Annotated in this window: 2 protein-coding genes; both read right to left on the reverse strand. The window is 43.7% G+C overall.

Annotated elements, in window-relative coordinates; translation table 11 throughout:
• Positions 1–70: 70 nt before the first annotated feature.
• On the reverse strand, positions 71–367 hold the full coding sequence (gene fis / locus M983_RS16495; RefSeq protein ID WP_004245342.1) for a DNA-binding transcriptional regulator Fis: 297 nt from the start codon (positions 365–367) through the stop codon (positions 71–73).
• 20 nt (positions 368–387) lie between these two features.
• On the reverse strand, positions 388–1,359 hold the full coding sequence (gene dusB / locus M983_RS16500; protein WP_066753590.1) for a tRNA dihydrouridine synthase DusB: 972 nt from the start codon (positions 1,357–1,359) through the stop codon (positions 388–390).
• Positions 1,360–1,459 lie beyond the last annotated feature (100 nt).

Below are 1,459 nucleotides of genomic sequence, written 5' to 3' on the forward strand. Positions count from 1 at the left end.
CTTTAAAAATAAAAAGCACTTCTTGAAAAACAAGAAGTGCTTTTTAAAACAGCGTGTTAACCGACTAGGATCAGTTCATGCCGTATTTTTTCAGTTTCTTACGCAGCGTGCCACGGTTAATGCCCATCATTTGTGCAGCACGAGTTTGGTTGCCACGGGTGTATTGCATCACCATGTCCAACAATGGCTGTTCAACTTCAGCCAATACCAGCTCATATAAATCATTAACATCTTGACCATTTAATTGAGCAAAATAGTTCTTCAGTGCTTGCTTAACGGAGTCACGTAAAGGTTTTTGTGTCACCTGGTCTTGTGAATTTACTGTGGCTACGGTTAGTACGTCAGAATTTACGCGTTGTTCGAACATAGTTCTGTCAGCTCTTTTATTTATTTACGCAAAAAATTTTCGAAATATGCTTCCAACGCCTCCAGCTGTTCGCTGGCATCCTCTATGGCGTTGAATGAGCGCCGAAACTGGTCATCAGGGGCATGTTCCTTGAGATACCAAGAGACATGCTTGCGTGCAATGCGAGCTCCTTTGCCTTGACCGTAAAAGTCGTGCAATTCACGCACATGCTTTTGCATTATTTGCTGTACCTTTGCAATCGGCATTGGTGGCAGCAATTCACCTGTGTCCAGATAGTGCTGGATTTCCCGAAAGATCCAGGGTCTTCCCTGAGCAGCACGACCAATCATCAAAGCATCTGCTCCAGTGTAGTCAAGTACTGCTCTGGCTTTAAGCGGGTCTGTTATATCTCCATTCGCAATAATAGGAATGGAAACATTTTGCTTAACTGTCCGAATATTGTCGTACTCAGCTTCACCTTTGAACAAACACTCGCGTGTACGCCCATGTATCGTTAAAGCTTGAATACCACAATCTTCAGCCAATCTGGCAATCTCTACACAGTTTCGTTCTTCAGGTGACCATCCAGTACGGATCTTAAGAGTAACAGGCACATCAACCGCGTTAACCACAGCAGAGAGGATCTCTGCCACAAGGTCGGGATAACGAAGCAATGCTGAACCTGCTAGCTTTTTATTCACCTTTTTTGCAGGGCAACCCATATTAATGTCGATAATTTGAGCACCACTTTCTACGTTTATTTGCGCAGCTGTGGCCATATCAACAGGATCACTTCCTGCAATTTGCACTGAACGGATCCCTAATTCATCACTATGTACCATCCGCAATCGAGATTTATCTGTCTTCCACACCTGAGGGTTAGAAGAGAGCATTTCAGAAACTGTCATTCCAGCACCCATGTCATAGCAAAGTGACCGAAAAGGTCGGTCTGTAACGCCAGCCATAGGAGCTGCGATAAGGCAATTTTTTAACTGATACTGTCCGATTCGCATAGATGAAAAGAGGGCCAAACTGTGACTGCAAGGGCGCGTATATTACGCATTTTTTACCAGATATGAAAGGACAAAGTTTAACCAAATAGCGAAAAAAAGT

The sequence above is a fragment of the Proteus myxofaciens ATCC 19692 genome, assembly GCF_001654855.1.
Lineage (GTDB): Bacteria > Pseudomonadota > Gammaproteobacteria > Enterobacterales > Enterobacteriaceae > Proteus > Proteus myxofaciens.

Bases quoted from the DNA above. Each gene is read 5' to 3' on its own strand.
- fis (WP_004245342.1), bottom strand. From the start codon at position 367: ATGTTCGAACAACGCGTAAATTCTGACGTACTAACCGTAGCCACAGTA.
- dusB (WP_066753590.1), bottom strand. From the start codon at position 1,359: ATGCGAATCGGACAGTATCAGTTAAAAAATTGCCTTATCGCAGCTCCT.